At 67.7% G+C, this 13,644-nt stretch carries 17 protein-coding genes; 14 read left to right on the top strand and 3 right to left on the bottom strand.

The genetic code is table 11. The annotated features are described in order from the left end of the window. Nucleotides 1-269 precede the first annotated feature (269 nt). The 3 genes from AC3WOE_RS03495 to AC3WOE_RS03485 form a co-directional block, all read right to left on the bottom strand. On the bottom strand, nt 270-509 hold the full coding sequence (locus AC3WOE_RS03495) for a hypothetical protein (protein WP_492688304.1): 240 nt from the start codon (nt 507-509) through the stop codon (nt 270-272). Further along, entirely contained in the window at nt 506-1,159 is a 654-nt protein-coding gene (locus AC3WOE_RS03490; protein ID WP_492688302.1) for a hypothetical protein, read from the bottom strand. The genes AC3WOE_RS03495 and AC3WOE_RS03490 overlap by 4 nt, the downstream gene beginning before the upstream one ends. A 339-nt stretch (nt 1,160-1,498) precedes the next feature. Then, entirely contained in the window at nt 1,499-1,777 is a 279-nt protein-coding gene (locus AC3WOE_RS03485; RefSeq protein WP_409982556.1) for a DNA-binding protein, read from the bottom strand. A 107-nt stretch (nt 1,778-1,884) separates the two neighbouring features. On the opposite strand from AC3WOE_RS03485, the gene AC3WOE_RS03480 reads away from it, so the two are divergent. The 14 genes from AC3WOE_RS03480 to AC3WOE_RS03415 all read left to right on the top strand — a co-directional run bounded on the left by AC3WOE_RS03480 (nt 1,885) and on the right by AC3WOE_RS03415 (nt 13,635). Further along, a complete protein-coding gene (locus AC3WOE_RS03480) occupies nt 1,885-2,340 on the top strand; it encodes a helix-turn-helix domain-containing protein (protein ID WP_088481204.1) in 456 nt (151 codons plus the stop codon). Next, the gene (locus AC3WOE_RS03475; protein WP_492688300.1) at nt 2,337-3,053 is read left to right on the top strand and encodes a hypothetical protein; all 717 of its coding nucleotides are present in this window, start codon (nt 2,337-2,339) and stop codon (nt 3,051-3,053) included. Before AC3WOE_RS03480 ends, AC3WOE_RS03475 begins: the two co-directional genes overlap by 4 nt. 304 nt (nt 3,054-3,357) lie before the next feature. Continuing rightward, nucleotides 3,358-4,362 (top strand): sigma-54 interaction domain-containing protein, encoded by a 1,005-nt coding sequence (locus tag AC3WOE_RS03470; RefSeq protein ID WP_492688299.1) that lies wholly within the window; start codon nt 3,358-3,360, stop codon nt 4,360-4,362. A 161-nt stretch (nt 4,363-4,523) separates the two neighbouring features. Beyond that, nucleotides 4,524-4,823: a DUF3467 domain-containing protein gene (locus tag AC3WOE_RS03465; RefSeq protein ID WP_492688298.1), complete on the top strand. Its 300-nt coding sequence runs from the start codon at nt 4,524-4,526 to the stop codon at nt 4,821-4,823. Between the two features lies 1 nt (nt 4,824). Further along, nucleotides 4,825-5,415, top strand: a complete 591-nt coding sequence (locus AC3WOE_RS03460; RefSeq protein WP_492688297.1) for a Pvc16 family protein — start codon at nt 4,825-4,827, stop codon at nt 5,413-5,415. Beyond that, the gene (locus AC3WOE_RS03455; RefSeq protein ID WP_492688295.1) at nt 5,412-6,179 is read left to right on the top strand and encodes a hypothetical protein; all 768 of its coding nucleotides are present in this window, start codon (nt 5,412-5,414) and stop codon (nt 6,177-6,179) included. The genes AC3WOE_RS03460 and AC3WOE_RS03455 overlap by 4 nt, the downstream gene beginning before the upstream one ends. Nucleotides 6,180-6,210: 31 nt before the next feature. Next, on the top strand, nt 6,211-8,064 hold the full coding sequence (locus tag AC3WOE_RS03450) for a phage tail sheath family protein (RefSeq protein ID WP_492688293.1): 1,854 nt from the start codon (nt 6,211-6,213) through the stop codon (nt 8,062-8,064). A gap of 13 nt (nt 8,065-8,077) precedes the next feature. Continuing rightward, nucleotides 8,078-8,521: a phage tail protein gene (locus tag AC3WOE_RS03445; protein WP_492688291.1), complete on the top strand. Its 444-nt coding sequence runs from the start codon at nt 8,078-8,080 to the stop codon at nt 8,519-8,521. Between the two features lie 13 nt (nt 8,522-8,534). Further along, nucleotides 8,535-10,028 (top strand): hypothetical protein, encoded by a 1,494-nt coding sequence (locus tag AC3WOE_RS03440; RefSeq protein ID WP_492688289.1) that lies wholly within the window; start codon nt 8,535-8,537, stop codon nt 10,026-10,028. Nucleotides 10,029-10,173: 145 nt separating this feature from the next. Next, nucleotides 10,174-10,653: a phage tail protein gene (locus AC3WOE_RS03435; protein ID WP_492688288.1), complete on the top strand. Its 480-nt coding sequence runs from the start codon at nt 10,174-10,176 to the stop codon at nt 10,651-10,653. Further along, entirely contained in the window at nt 10,650-11,600 is a 951-nt protein-coding gene (locus tag AC3WOE_RS03430; protein ID WP_492688287.1) for a CIS tube protein, read from the top strand. Before AC3WOE_RS03435 ends, AC3WOE_RS03430 begins: the two co-directional genes overlap by 4 nt. Nucleotides 11,601-11,617: 17 nt before the next feature. Then, the gene (locus tag AC3WOE_RS03425; RefSeq protein ID WP_492688286.1) at nt 11,618-11,809 is read left to right on the top strand and encodes a hypothetical protein; all 192 of its coding nucleotides are present in this window, start codon (nt 11,618-11,620) and stop codon (nt 11,807-11,809) included. A gap of 12 nt (nt 11,810-11,821) precedes the next feature. After that, on the top strand, nt 11,822-12,916 hold the full coding sequence (locus AC3WOE_RS03420) for a phage late control D family protein (RefSeq protein ID WP_492688285.1): 1,095 nt from the start codon (nt 11,822-11,824) through the stop codon (nt 12,914-12,916). Nucleotides 12,917-12,921: 5 nt separating this feature from the next. After that, nucleotides 12,922-13,635, top strand: coding sequence for a phage baseplate assembly protein V (locus AC3WOE_RS03415; protein WP_492688283.1), 714 nt, complete (start codon nt 12,922-12,924; stop codon nt 13,633-13,635). Nucleotides 13,636-13,644: the final 9 nt, after the last annotated feature.

Here is a 13,644-nt window from a genome sequence, read left to right as displayed (position 1 = left end):
AGCGCCTGACGGCCAAGGCTCCTGGTGTTGAGCGGATAGTCGTCAGCTCCCAGGCCTTCGCACTTGCACGCCTGGACCAGCACTTGGTGCAGCTCGCGCAGCGTTAGCGAAACCGGCCGCGGCTTTTTGTTCAGATAGGCTGTGAGGGCCTGTGAGATACGCGGGTGCTGGGAAAGCAGTCGCCGAAAGGCTCCGCGGGGCACGCGACCCGCGCGCGAGCCGTCACCGGCCGGAACGCTCCGCCGGCCGTTTCTTGAAGAGGTGTCCATTCAATGGCCCTCCTCATCGGCGCTGACATTGCTCAGGTTCTGATTCGACTCGTTGGAGCAACGAGCGAACGGCATGCTCTGCGGCCCGGCTACGACGCTCCCGACCTCCGAGGAGGAGGACGTCGCGCGCAGCAAATCACATAGCTGCGCTAGCACCCGACGGGTGTGGCCTGCCTTGGCAATCGCCGTCAGATGGAGAAGCGATACGCCCTGACGAGATGGTGCGAGGATTGAAGTCATTGCATGCCTCCTGCAACCGCGGAGGTGTGCAACTCGCCGTCTTGACGATGGACCACCAGCCGCCCTGCGACGTGGAGTCGTGCCAGGCGCGCCCTGATCAAATCACGCGGCGCCTCGATCTGCGAGCAGAGCTCCGCCAGCGTCCCGTTGCCCGCGGCCACCAACGCCACCAGCGCGTCGTCGTATTCGCTGCCCTTTCGTACCCACAGCACAGCGACTTGGCGGAGCTTTTCCCACCACCAGAACTCGTCAGCGCGAGCGCGGATTTCGGCGCGTGTACGAACGATGACTTGCGCGCCGTTCGCGGCCGCGATCTTGCCAAGGGCCCGCATCGCTGGGGTGGACGCATCGGTCTTGGCCACGAAGACATAGTCAACCGAGTCATCTCGCCGCGTCACGACAAAGGTAGCTTTGGCGCTGCGATCAGTGCCCGCGACGACGGCCCTCACGTCCGTTGGTTTGCGCGTCAACGACTTGGTCGTCGGCGAGAAGCGCTCCAGGACCCAGGCCTCGTAATGGAGGTCGGAGCCGAATTGCAGGGGCTGGACGCCGAAAGGGTCGTGAGCCCGGTTCTGGGTCCGCTTGAACTCGCGATAGCGTTCCTGACGGCCGCCCCAATGGGTCACGACCGAGTGGTCTTGTTCTTTCATGAGAAGTGTCCAGGCATGAGCCACCATCCGGTCGGGGCACAGCCCGACCGCCAAGGCTCGATGGGATGGGTCCAGGTGCGGCTCGAAGGCCGCCCATGGCTGCGCTGGGACGGGCTGTCCTGGCCCGTCGTCTTTTCGCCGCTGGGCGCGGTGACCGAAAAGCTCAGCAGGCGCTTGACGCCTGCCCAAATCCGCCGGACACTTCCTATGTAGGTGTTAGGAAAAAGTCCCGACGCGTCAGTGGATCCCCATCCCTGACGCGTTTGGCGTTTTTGGGTCCCAGATTTCGGACGACTTGGTCCTTGCGTCTGGCACCACCTCCTGTTTTTTGCCTAGGTTCTAGGCGGATTCGAAATCGTCGACCGGCACTGATTTCATGCCCAGCGCGACGGCAATCTGGAAGCTGCTTCCTCGGACAGCCTTGCGGGTCCCGGCGAGCACCTGGTAGACCAAAGCTGGGCTGAACCGCCGCTCCAGTGCCCATTCAGTGATCGTGATGCCGCGGTCGGCGAACCACTGCGCGGCTTCTTCCCTCGTCTTCAGCTTGACGGCCCTGCCTCGTCCGGTAGAAGCGGGGCCGTCAAGCTGACTTTCCTCAGCGGGCGCAATAGGCTGCATGTGTTCCACTTGCTGCGAAGCATTTCAAACGAAATAAATACTTTTGTACTTGTTTTGTTTGAAGTGCGAGTCTGCGCGCGGCGCGCCGGGTGTGTCAATCGCTGAAAATGGCCGGAAGACCTAGAAAAAACCCTGAGTTCCCTCTGCCTCCACCCGAAACCGCGGGCGAGCGGTTGGCTGCCGAACGTCGCCGCCTGGGACTTACGCAGGAGGAGCTGGCAGGCATCTTGGACGTTGCTCACTCGGCTGTCCAAAAATGGGAGCAGGGCCGCAATTCCATCAAGACGCCTGTTCTTCATGCGATGCGCGAGGCGAAGATCGACGTCAATTTCGTCGTCTACGGGAAGGATCGCGAAGCACTTGAACCCCTCGATGCCGCCCTGTGGGAACGCGTGAAAGCCTGGGATGCCACCAATCCCAACGACGTCGACGGCAAGCCGCTGAATGAATACGCTCGATACCAGCGCATCACTCTCTTCTATCGATGGCTCAGGGACGGTCCGCGCAACGAAGCCGAAGTCGAAGAACGGTTGAGCCAGCTGTCGGGACGGAAGGCTGCATGAGCAGGCCGCGGCTGACTGCCGAGAGCATCACCCAGCGATCTCTGGAGCTGGCGATGGTGTTTTCGCAAAGGACGGTTGGCGGTGCCGACGTTCAGTGGCAGCAGATCGCCCAGGCAATCAACTGGCACCGCCTTTCATGCCGATCTCTTCGGATAGCCCTGCGCTGGTACCAGGCGCTGCTCAGCCGCCGGTTGACCAAGTGCTTTGCGCTAATTGCGGAGCAGAGGGCCATGCTGGAACTGGCTGCGGACGATAGTTCTAGCGACGAGGCACTCCTAGATGCACTGATCGCGCTTTCCAGGGCTCAGGTCCATTACGAGCTGGGGCCGAGCGCGACTCCGAAGCAACTTTTGGGTCTCGAGGTCTGCGAGATCCCTGAAGTCCGAGCCCGATACGCCCACCTGGTGCGAAACGGCGAGATTTCGAGCACCGCTGAAGGCCTGACGCTGACAAGAGCGAAGCGCCGAAGAATCGCCGGCTATTCACTCTTCGCCATGTTCGTGGCCTGGCTGGCACTGGTATTCGTGTGGATGGCCATCGATGGCAAGCTGAACATGACCCAGTTGATCGGCTACTTGGTCGGAAGCGTCGTAATGTCCGCTGTCTTGACCCGCGGCTTGTTTACCGAACTGACCTCCGATGAGCGCACCGTCCGAGACTTGAATCAGCGTCTGCGGCCGCGGCCGGTTGACGGCAAACCAACGGCCAAGTGATCGAACATCCTCTGGCTGTATTACCCAACGATGGTGACCAACTGGCTGCATTACCCAACGATCGCCTACAGTGGCTAGGTCGCCCAACGTTGGCGTCCACTTTCCGAGAGGTAAACGCTGGGCGTTCGAATCTGGAAGTCGTTCAAGATCAAGAACTTACTTGCAAACGCCCTGCCCAGCGTTCACGTCGTACGGCCAATGACCTCTGCCGGCTTCCGGTCGTACAACCGCGGTTCGCTGCATCAAGCCGTGAAGCCGCCGACGTAATGTCGCGTGATGGCGGGCAGCTCAGGAAGGCCCATCCATGACCCCAGCCAGCGCGCCCAAGCAGTTGCCTGCCCTGGTGTCAGGACAGGACGACGCACGCGCGGCTCGGCTGATCAAGGACGCCTTGGCCGGCATCGTCGGACCGAGCCCATCGCTCGCCGCTCTGCGCGCACGCCTGCCGATGCTGGCGCGCTCGAGTTGCAGCGTGCTGATCACCGGCGAAACCGGCACCGGCAAGGACTGCGTGGCCCGGGCCCTGCACGAACTCGGGGAACGCCGCACCGGGCCCATGGTCAGCATCAACTGCGCGGCGTTGCCGGACACGCTGCTGGACAGCGAACTCTTCGGCTACGAGCGCGGCGCCTTCACCGGCGCCCATGCGGCCTACCCCGGCAAGATCTCGCTGGCCAGCGGCGGCACGCTGTTCCTGGACGAAATCGGCGACATGCCACTGCACGCACAGGCCAAGCTGCTGCGCGTCATCGAGACACGCGAGGTCTTCCCCATCGGCGCCATGCGCTGCCGCCGTGTCGACGTGCGCATCGTCGCGGCCACGCATTGCGCGCTGGAACAGGCAGTACGCAAAGGCAGCTTCCGGGCCGATCTGTTCTACCGGCTGAACGTGGCCCGCGTCGAGTTGCTGCCGCTGCGCCAACGCCCCGAGGACGTCGCGCCGCTTTTCGAGCATTTCGCGGGTCAACTGGATGACGGTGCCGGCCCGGTGCGCGTGACGCCCGCCGCCATGGCGCTGATGCAGCAGCACGACTGGCCCGGCAATGCCCGCGAGCTGCGCAACCTGGTCGAAGCCGCCGGCCTGGTGTTCGACGGTCGGCCGCTGGAGTCCGGCGAACTGCCGTTGTTCAGCATGACGCAGCAGCCGCTCAACAACGAGTCCAGCCGCGTGATCGAGGCATTGGAGCGCTGCGAATGGAACCGCACCCGCGCCGCCGAGATGCTGCAGTGGTCGCGCATGACGCTGTACCGCAAGATGAAGCAGTTCCACATCGCACCCGAACCTGCCCGCAATGCACGTGCGCTGTAACAAGCGGCTGTGACAGCACAACTGCTTGATTCGCCGAGGCTTTCCCGGCACAGCGTCACACCCGCCATGTGACGTCGTTCACACCAGGGTGCGCAAGCCATTGATTCATATGGGGTCGCCCACGCCGCTCGGCATGGCACGGCCCTTGCGCCATACGGCGCATGAAGTCGTCATCCGATGTTCGACGGGACTGGGCTGCCGAGGGCTGCCCGGCCGGGGGCTATCAGTACGCGAACCAGTTCGAGGTCGGCTTCAGCCGCAACGAGGTGCTGCTGCGCATGGCGCAGGCCTATGAGGGCGAAACGCTGACTCACGGCATGCCCACCCGCGTGGTGATGACGCCGGCCTATGCCAAGGCCCTGCTGCAGCTGCTGTCCGAGGCCCTGCAGCGCTACGAGACCGAGTACGGCCCGGTCATCCCGGTCGGCAACGGCGTCGTGGCCCAGGACTCGACCTACTGACATGGCCAACGAATCCGCCCTGCTCTCGCTGGCCGAATCCCTGGCCCAAAGGCTGGACAACGCCTGGACGCCCGAGCTGCGCCAGCGCCATGGCGGGGTCGCTTTCCAGGCGATAGGCAGCGGCGGCCTGCTGGCCGACCTCGGCGGGCAGGGCGCCGTGCTGTCCATCTGGCCCTACCGCGTCACCATCAACGAGCAGATGCGCAACTTGAGCGCCAGCGATTCGCGCCGCACGCCGGGGCTGACGAATCGACCGCTGTCGCTGGACGTGCATCTGCTGCTGTCCGTCTGGACCAGCAGCACCTCCATGGAGCTGGCCGTCTTCGCCTGGGTGCTGCGCGAACTGCACCGCGAGCCCATCCTCGACGCGTCCACGCTGTCCAGCAACGGCGGCTGGTCGGCCGAGGAGGTTGTGCAGCTCATCCCCGCCGAGATCACGGTGGAAGACATGATGCGCATCTGGGACGCCATCGCGCCGGGCTACCGGCTCAGCGCGCCCTATGTCGCCCGCATCGTGCAGCTGGACGTCGAAGAGCCGGACGCCCTGCCCGTCGTGGCGCGGCGCTTCGACTACGGAGGCGTGCCCGCATGAGTGCCGTCTTCCACACGATAGAGAGCGATGTGCGCCGCGTCTGGGCGGCGCTGCGCTTCGTCGATGCGATGTCGGGCCACACCATCGAGGCGCCGTTGCGCGTGGACATCCCCGGCGCCCGGCTGCAGCGCAACCGCAGCGGCTTCTTCGTCGTGACGGCCCTGGACGATGCCGCCAACCTCGACGACCGCCGCGACTACGAGAACGCCTTCGATCCCATCCCGGCGACGCCCGCGCTGCCGCTGCAGGGAACCGTCCGCGATCCCGCCGACCGCTATCTGCCGCGCCGCTTCTCGCTCGCCCTGCCCCGCTCGCCGCTCGCTGCGCCGCCCGCAACAACACCGCTGTTCGAAGCCGCCCCCATCACCCTCGACCCCTCCCCCGCCACCGCCCTGCTCTCCACCTGGGCCGCCCTGCGCCTGAGCGTGCAGCGCGCCGGTGCACCCGTGGCGCAGGCGGCCATCCGCGTGCACCGCCCCGGCAGCCAGGCCGTGCTCGGCCGCGGCATGACGGACGCGCGCGGCGAGGCCCTGGTGGCCGTCGTCGGCGTCGCCCAGGTCACGCCCGGGGCCGATGAGCTGGTCGTGGAAACCGAGATCGCCGTGGAAGTCGTCATCAGCGCCGATACCGCGCTGGCTCCCGGCGGCCTGGTTGACCCCGATCTGCTGGCCGCGCGCGCCGCGGGCGGCAGCCTGTCCCGCCTGACCGCGCCGCGCAACCTCGCCAGCGGCCGCATCGAAGTGATGAACCTGACGCTCCCCTGAGTCCTGCTTGAACGATTGAAGGAGGCACACCATGCCCGAATACCTCGCCCCAGGCGTCTACGTCGAAGAGACCAGCTTCCGTGCCAAGTCCATCGAGGGCGTGGGCACCAGCACCACGGCCTTCACCGGTCCGACGCGCAAGGGCCCCATCGCCACGGCCGAGCTGCTGCCCGAGATCCTGACCAGCTTCGCCGACTTCGAGCGCATCTATGGCGGCACCGCCAATCTCAACCTGGGCAGCGACGCGATCAACTTCCTGGCGCATGCGGTGCGGGCCTACTTCAACGAGGGCGGCTCGCGGCTGTATGTCGCGCGGGTCTTCCTCGCGCGCGGCGCCAACGACTCCGGCCTGTCGACCACGGTGGATCTGCGGCCCGCCGGCGCGCCGGTGGAGGACGACAGCAACCGCATCCGCTTCGTCGCCCGCTTCCCCGGCGCCAGCGGTGACGGCGCCGTGCCCACTCGCGAGCAACCCCAACTGCGCGGCATCCAGACCCGCGAGATCGTCGCGCCGGCACCGCAACGCGTGCTCGACAGCGCGCCCCTGGGCTCGCTGGCCCGCAGTGGCGTGGGCTTGCCCTTCAGCTACTTCGTCAAGCGCGCCGACGGCTGGCATGCCCTGACCGATGCGGGCGATGGTGCCGTCACGCCGCCCGACGCCGCCGCCCAGGCCGCGGTTGCGGCCGCCGTCACCCAGGCCCAGCGCGACGCCGCCGCGGCCCTGCTCGCTTCCGTGTCGCTGATCACGCTGGCCGTCATCACGACCGATGCCGACGGCGGCAGCCTGGCCATCGACGACCTCGGCTACGACCGCGCCCACCCACGCTGGCTGGGAACCGTCATGCCCTTGCAACCCAACCGGCGCGTCGACCAGATCGAGAACCTCTACGCCGCCAACCTGGGCAGCGGCGTCAACGGCTTCCAGCTGCTCACCGCCCTCTTCCCCGGCGCTGCGAACGTGGGCGGCCGCCGCGGTTCCTTCGCGCTGTCCGGCGGCAACGACGGCGCCGAACCCATGGAGGCCAGCTACACCGGCGCCTTCGCCGCCCTGGCCAAGCTCGACGACATCGCCATCGTCGCCGCGCCCGGCTCGAGCGCCTATGCCGCCCGCGACGCCATCCGCAACTCGCTGATCAGCCATGCCGAGGGCCGGCGCATGTACCGCATCGCCGTGCTGGACACCAACTCCGGCCTCAACGCCGGCGCGGCTCGCGAAGCCCGCGCCACCATCGACAGCAAATACGCCGCGATGTACTACCCCTGGGTCGTCATCGCCAACCCCAATGCCCGCCCGGGCCGCGACGACATCCCGCGCGAGATCGCCCTGCCGCCCTCGGGCTTCGTCTGCGGCATCTATGCGCGCAACGACATCGAGCGCGGCGTCTTCAAGGCGCCCGCCAACGAGATCGTGCGTGGGGCGCTGCGCTTCGAGCGCGACGTCAGCTTCGGCGAACAGGAGGTGCTCAACCCGCTGGGCGTCAACTGCCTGCGCTACTTCCCGGGCCGCGGCTACCGCGTCTGGGGCGCGCGCACGGCCAGCAGCGACCCCGAATGGAAGTACGTCAACGTGAGGCGTTACTTCAACTACCTGGAAGCCTCCATCGACCGCAGCACCCAGTGGGCCGTGTTCGAGCCCAATGGCGAGCGCCTCTGGGCCAATATCCGCGAAACCATCGCGCAGTTCCTCTACAACGAATGGCGCAACGGCGCCCTGCTGGGCAGCAAGGCCGAGGAGGCCTATTTCGTGCGCTGCGACCGCTCGACGATGACGCAGAACGACCTGGACAACGGCCGCCTGGTCTGCCAGATCGGCGTGGCGGCCCTCAAGCCGGCCGAGTTCGTGATCTTCCGCATCGGCCAGAAGACGGCTGACTCCCGAGACTGATTAGGAGCCCTCCATGGCACGCAAAGTCCCCTACGGCGCCTTCAACTTCCTCGTCAACTTCGACGGCGCGGAAGCCTTCGGCGGCTTCTCCGACGTCTCCGGCCTCGGCTCGGAAATCACCGTGGCCGAGTACCGCTACGGCAACGACGCCGAGAACCATGTGCGCAAGATCCCCGGCGTCCACAAGGTCGGCGACGTCACGCTCAAGCGCGGCATCATCAGCTCCAAGTCGCTGTGGGATTGGGTCAAGGAGACCCGCACCACCGGCGTCAACGCGCAAAAGAACGTCTCCATCACCCTGCTGGACGAGGCCCGCAACCCGGTGCAGGTCTGGTTGCTGCGCAACGCCATCCCGCTCAAGTACACCGGCCCGACGCTGGCGGCCAAGGGCGGCGGTGACGTCGCCATGGAAGAGCTGGTGCTGTCTTCCGAAGGCCTGGAGATCGAGGCCGCATGACGGGACCACTGCCATGTTCGGCCTGAGCTTCGAATCGACCCGCCCCGTCGAGCGGCCGCATCCGGCCCGCGCCGACATCGCGCTCTTCGTCGGCTGGACGACCCGCCGCGCCGGCGTGGCGCTGCCGCGGGCGATCTCGGATTGGCTGAACGCGCGCGGTTTCAAGGATGCCGCCGTACGCGAGACCCTGCTCGGCATGCCGGCCCCCATCGACACCTGGGAAGCCTTCGACAGCCTGTTCGACTGGCATGCCCGCACCGTGCAGGGCCGCAGCGAGGCCGCCGACGACTGGCTGGGCCTGGCGGTGCGCGACTTCTTCGCCAACGGTGGCCGCAAGGCCTATGTGCTGTGCCTGGGCGCGCCCTGGCCGCTGGGCTCGACACCCGCCGTGACGCTGATGGACATGCTGGACGACGGCATGCAGCAGGCCTGGACGCTGGAGGACGTCAGCCTCGTGCTGGCGCCCGACCTGCCCGAGTTGCACGCCAACCTGAACCAGCCGCCGCTTCCCGGCGATCCCGGCTTCGAGCCTGCCGCACCCGAAGTCTTTGTCGAATGCGGCACCGAGACCTTCGCCACGCCGCCGACCAACGGTGTGCGCCAGCTCGCGGCTCCGCGGCTGTCCGACGCGGCCTTCGAGCTCTGGAACACCAACGTATTGCGACTGCGCAACACGCTGGCCCGCCAGCGCCGCGACCTGATGCTGCTGGTTGCCGCACCGCTGGCCGCGCGTGACAGCAAGGCGGCGCGTCAACTCAGCGACGCCATCACGCTGCAGACCAGCATGGTGGAGTGCGCCACGCCCTGGCTACTGCCGCTGCGCGAGGTGCGCACGCCCGAAGGCCTGATCCCGCCCGACGGCGCCCTGGCCGGCCTGATCGCCGCCTCGGTGCTGGCCAACGGCCCGGTCCGGCCGGCCGCCGGCCAGGCGCCCATGGGCGTGATCGCCGTGCATCCGCAACCCATCGATCAAGAGCTGCGTTCGCCGCCGCGCGGCCAGTTCGCAGGCTATCTGGTCGACCTGAACAGCCGCCGCAGCGGTTGGCCCCTGGCCGAGACCTTTGCCCTCTTCGGCCCCACGGCCAACGGCATCCGCCTGCTCAGCGATCCCTCACTGAGCGCCGTGCGCGAATGGCGCAGCGCCGGCGTCGTGCGCCTGCTTGGCCAGCTGATGCGCACCGCGCGCATGGTCGGCGCCACGCTGGTGTTCGAGACCTCCGGCGAAGCCCTCTGGGCCCGCGTGCGCAGCCGTTTCGAGGACATGCTGGCCAGCTACTGGCAGGCCGGAGCCCTGCGCGGCGCCAGCGCGGCCGAGGCCTTCAGTGTGCGCTGCGACCGCACGGTGATGACGCAGAGCGACCTCGACGCCGGCCGCGTCGTCGTGCTGGTGCAGTTCGCGCCGCAAGCCGCCATCGAGCACATCCGCATCGAGCTGGCCCTGGCCGAGGACGGCAGCGTCAACTGGCAGGACGCCGAGCCCCTGGTTGATACGGCGGAGGCTCTATGACAGATGTGGTGTCGCGTGTATTTCGGGCCGAGCGCTGGGCCGCTCCCGAGCCGGCCCGCCTGGCGATGTGCTTGGCGGTCGATCCGCCAAGCATCGCCGCCCCCTCGGGGGGCCGATCAGCGTACTCGCTGAGCGGGGGGCGCACATGAGCTTGGATGCACGCGGCGCGCCCATCGGCGTCTTCAACTTCCACATCGCCTTCAGCCGCGATCCGCTGGACGGCAGCGGCGGTGACGACGCCACGCTCTGCCAGGGCGCCTTCAGCGAACTGAGCGGCCTGGAAGCCACCATGGAGCCACGCAGCATCCGCGAAGGTGGCCGCAACTGGGGCAACGTGCAGCGGCCCGGCGGTGTCAATTTCGCGACCGTCGTGCTCAAGCGCGGCATCACCCGTTCGCGCGACCTCTGGCAGTGGTTCGAGCTGCTCGGCCAGGGCGGCTATGTGAACCGCCTCAAGGCCGAGATCGAGATCCGCAACGTGACCGGCGAGCGCGTCATGGGCTGGACGCTGCGCCGCGCCATGCCGGTCAAGTTCAAGACCGCCGACCTCAACGCCCGCGGCACCGACGTGGGCGTGGAAGAGCTGCACATCGTGCACGAAGGACTGGAGCACTCGACATCATGACTGCGCCGAATGTGGTCAAGGCCAAGATCGTCCTGCAAAGGAATGGGCAGGACATCGACACCGTGGAGGTCCACTTCAACCCGGTGTCCCTGCAGGTCGAGATCACCAACTCCACCAGCCCGCAAAGCGGCAGCGGCAGCACCACGCAGACGGCCACCCAGTCCAGCGCTAAGCTCGGCCTGGACCTGCTCTTCGACACCACCCACACCGGCGAAGACGTGCGCAGCATCACGCGCCGCCTGCGCGCAGCGGTGCGCTCGCCCGACGCGACAGGCACGCAGAGTGCCGAGGCCAGCGCCGCCTTCACGCCGCCCACGCTGCGCTTCGAGTGGGGCACCTTCACCTTCACCGGCATCTCGGACAGCTACCGCGAGACCCTGGACTTCTTCTCGCCCGAGGGCGTGCCGCTGCGCTCCAGCGTCGCGCTGGCGCTGAAGGAACAACCCAACGAGTTCAGCGCGCTGGAACGCGACAACCCGGCCGCCGCCAACGCCTCGCGCGCTCGCAGCAGCGCCTTCGAGGTGTCCGGCGGCATGGGCGGTGCCGCCGGCATCGCCGGCCTGGGGGGTGACCTGCGCGCCGCCCGCGCCATCGCCAGCATGAACGGCGAAGCCAGCCTGCGTTTCTCGGCCGGTGCGACGCTGGCCGTCAGCGCCAAGGTGGAACTCAAGGCCGCCGTGTCCTTCGCGGGCAGTGCAGGCATTGGAATCGGAGGAGGTTCCGGCATCGGCCTGGGTGCAGCTGCCAGCGCCGGCATCGGTCTCTCGGCCTCCGCCCCGACGCTGCGCTTCGACGCCGGCCGCCTGGCGCCGCCGCCCGCTGCGCAGCAACTCGCCACCGACGTCGGTGCCGGTTTCAGCATCGACGGCCGCGCCCTGCCCGCCGGTGCCGCCGGCCTGCGGGCCAACGTCGGTCAGGCGCCGCGCGCCATCCGCTTCGACGACTGAGCAGGAGACCCAAAGCCATGCCCATCTTCATCGATGAAATCGTCGTCGACGTGCCGCCGCCCGAGGCCAGCTCCGGTCAGCAATCGCGCGACGCCCAGGGCGCCGCCAACGCCGCGCCTACGCCGGCCTGGACGCCCGAATTCGCTTCCATGCTGGACCAGCAACTGGGCATTGCCCTCGAGCGCCGTGCCCGCCTGCTGGCCGACTAGGAGCCGAAAACCATGCCTCCCGAAACCACCGAACGCCCCGTCTCCTCGCGCACCGCCTACAGCGCGCGGCCGACGCTACGTGTGGACGGTCAGGCCCTGCCGGCGCTGGATGACCTCGTGCGCACCTTCTCCGTTAGCGAGGCCGAGGGCGGCATGAGCAGTCTGAGCCTGGGTCTGGGCAACTGGGGCATGGTGGATGGCAGCCTCGGCCTGGTGTTCGACGCCGGCAGCCCCATCAAGCTCGGCGCCCGCGTGCAGCTCTATGCCGGCGAAACCTCGGGACCCACCGAGATCTTCGACGGCCAGATCCACGCCATCGAAGCCAGCGGCTCGGTCGGTGCGCCGCCCAGTCTGCTCGTGCTGGCCGAAGACAAGCTCTTCTCCGCCCGCATGAAGCGCCGCAGCCGGAGCTACGAGAACATGAACGTGCAAGACGTCCTGCAGGCCATCGCGAGCGACCACGGCCTGACCGTCGACGCCAGCGGCCTGCCCAGCGGCAGCGCCCTCTGGGTGCAGATGAACGAAAGCGACCTTTCCTTCCTGCGCCGTGTGCTCGGTCGCAGTGACTGCGAGATGCAGATCGTCGGCACGACGCTGCAGGTGCGCAGCAGTGCCGACATGGACCGCGGCACCCTGGACCTCACTCTCTACAGCCAGCTGCAGGAGGTGCGCGTCATCGCCGACCTGTCCAGCCAGGTCACCGAGGTCGGCGCACGGGGCTTCGATCCGGCCAGCGGCAGCCCCTTCGACAAGACCAGCACCGGCGCCCAGACCGGCCCCGGCAATGGCCGCAGCGGCGCGTCGCTGCTGCAGGAGATCGGCATCGAGCGCAGCGAGAACCTCGGCGCCCTGCCCTGCCGCAACGAGGCGGATGCCCAGTCCCTGGCCGACACCGCCTTCGACCAGCGCGCCCGCCAGTTCGTGCGCCTGCATGGCCGCACCGAGGGCAATGCCGGCCTGCGCGTCGGCACGCGCGTGAACCTGCACGGCGTGGGCCGGCGCTTCGACAACCGCTATGCCGTTGTCGAGGCCCGCCACCGCTTCGATCCGACCAGCGGCTATGTGACAGAGTTCGTCGCGCAGTCGGCTTTCCTGGCGGAGGCCTGATCACGATGGACCGCGCCGCCTTCAGCCTCGCTCCCGCCGGCAACCCGCCGGCCCTTGGCCCGGCCTGGCTGGGCGGCGGTCTTTTCCTGGCCGACGTGACCGACGTGAAGGACCCCGACGGCCGCGGCCGCGTCAAGGTGCGCGTGCATGGCGTGGTCCAGCAGGACGAGGACGCCGAGCTCTGGGCCGTGCTGGTGACGCCGTTCGCCGGCAAGGACCGCGGTGCCTGGTGGGTTCCGGACGTCGGCGACCTCGTCGCCGTGGGTTTTGTGCAGGGCGACCCGCGCATGCCCGCCGTGCTGGGCGGCCTCTGGCATGGCAACGCCCAACCGCCCGAAAGCATGGATGGCTCCGGCAACAACAACCTGAAGGTGCTGCGCACGCGCAATGGCGTCAAGCTCACCATGGACGATCAGGACGGCCAGGAAAAGCTCGTTGTCGAAACCCCGGGTGGCCAGAAGCTGACGCTGAAGGACGGTCCGGGCTCCTGCGAACTGGTCGATGCCAACGGCAACAGCATCAAGCTCGAGCCCAGCGGCATCACCGTCACCGCCTCGGCCAAGGTGACCGTCAATGCCTCGACGGTGAATGTCAGCGCCGGCATGGTCAGCGTCGACGCCGGCATGTCCAAGTTCAGCGGCGTCGTCCAGTGCGACACGTTGATCACCAACTCCGTCGTGTCGTCGAGCTACACGCCCGGCGCCGGGAATATCTGGTGAGGCCGGCAA

Source organism: Roseateles sp. FW305-36, assembly GCF_058787015.1.
Note: the sequence above shows the minus strand (reverse complement) of the source record. Positions and strands in the feature narration are given on the sequence as shown.

Bases quoted from the DNA above. Each gene is read 5' to 3' on its own strand.
- AC3WOE_RS03495 (WP_492688304.1), bottom strand. From the start codon at position 509: ATGACTTCAATCCTCGCACCATCTCGTCAGGGCGTATCGCTTCTCCAT.
- AC3WOE_RS03490 (WP_492688302.1), bottom strand. From the start codon at position 1,159: ATGAAAGAACAAGACCACTCGGTCGTGACCCATTGGGGCGGCCGTCAG.
- AC3WOE_RS03485 (WP_409982556.1), bottom strand. From the start codon at position 1,777: ATGCAGCCTATTGCGCCCGCTGAGGAAAGTCAGCTTGACGGCCCCGCT.
- AC3WOE_RS03480 (WP_088481204.1), top strand. From the start codon at position 1,885: ATGGCCGGAAGACCTAGAAAAAACCCTGAGTTCCCTCTGCCTCCACCC.
- AC3WOE_RS03475 (WP_492688300.1), top strand. From the start codon at position 2,337: ATGAGCAGGCCGCGGCTGACTGCCGAGAGCATCACCCAGCGATCTCTG.
- AC3WOE_RS03470 (WP_492688299.1), top strand. From the start codon at position 3,358: ATGACCCCAGCCAGCGCGCCCAAGCAGTTGCCTGCCCTGGTGTCAGGA.
- AC3WOE_RS03465 (WP_492688298.1), top strand. From the start codon at position 4,524: ATGAAGTCGTCATCCGATGTTCGACGGGACTGGGCTGCCGAGGGCTGC.
- AC3WOE_RS03460 (WP_492688297.1), top strand. From the start codon at position 4,825: ATGGCCAACGAATCCGCCCTGCTCTCGCTGGCCGAATCCCTGGCCCAA.
- AC3WOE_RS03455 (WP_492688295.1), top strand. From the start codon at position 5,412: ATGAGTGCCGTCTTCCACACGATAGAGAGCGATGTGCGCCGCGTCTGG.
- AC3WOE_RS03450 (WP_492688293.1), top strand. From the start codon at position 6,211: ATGCCCGAATACCTCGCCCCAGGCGTCTACGTCGAAGAGACCAGCTTC.
- AC3WOE_RS03445 (WP_492688291.1), top strand. From the start codon at position 8,078: ATGGCACGCAAAGTCCCCTACGGCGCCTTCAACTTCCTCGTCAACTTC.
- AC3WOE_RS03440 (WP_492688289.1), top strand. From the start codon at position 8,535: ATGTTCGGCCTGAGCTTCGAATCGACCCGCCCCGTCGAGCGGCCGCAT.
- AC3WOE_RS03435 (WP_492688288.1), top strand. From the start codon at position 10,174: ATGAGCTTGGATGCACGCGGCGCGCCCATCGGCGTCTTCAACTTCCAC.
- AC3WOE_RS03430 (WP_492688287.1), top strand. From the start codon at position 10,650: ATGACTGCGCCGAATGTGGTCAAGGCCAAGATCGTCCTGCAAAGGAAT.
- AC3WOE_RS03425 (WP_492688286.1), top strand. From the start codon at position 11,618: ATGCCCATCTTCATCGATGAAATCGTCGTCGACGTGCCGCCGCCCGAG.
- AC3WOE_RS03420 (WP_492688285.1), top strand. From the start codon at position 11,822: ATGCCTCCCGAAACCACCGAACGCCCCGTCTCCTCGCGCACCGCCTAC.
- AC3WOE_RS03415 (WP_492688283.1), top strand. From the start codon at position 12,922: ATGGACCGCGCCGCCTTCAGCCTCGCTCCCGCCGGCAACCCGCCGGCC.